At 40.8% G+C, this 304-nt stretch carries 1 pseudogene; it reads right to left on the reverse strand.

The features are described 5' to 3' along the window. Nucleotides 1-4 precede the first annotated feature (4 nt). Nucleotides 5-304, reverse strand: a pseudogene (hopJ, locus tag FIM44_RS08430) (Hop family outer membrane protein HopJ/HopK); the annotation flags it as partial.

Consider the following 304-nt stretch of genomic DNA (forward strand, 5'->3'; position numbering starts at 1 on the left):
CCCCCTAAAAACTATAAACATAACTCACATTGAACATGACAAGGCGTTTAAAAAACAAAGAGGTGTTTAACCCTTTGCCATGCGTTTCATAAAAAGAATTCACCGCTAAAGGGATTTTCAAGCCCATTTCAAAGCCGTTATGCCTATTGACATTCACACGAACCCCAAAATTCAAAGGGATCTGGAAAAAACTCGTGTGCATTTTAGCCTGATAATTGGTCAAATAATTGTTGATAAAATCCGTTTGGCTCACCCACATGCTCAAACCACTCCCTACCCACGAACTCCCCGCTAAAGCAAAGCC

Source organism: Helicobacter pylori (genome assembly GCF_006440215.1).
GTDB lineage: Bacteria > Campylobacterota > Campylobacteria > Campylobacterales > Helicobacteraceae > Helicobacter > Helicobacter pylori_CS.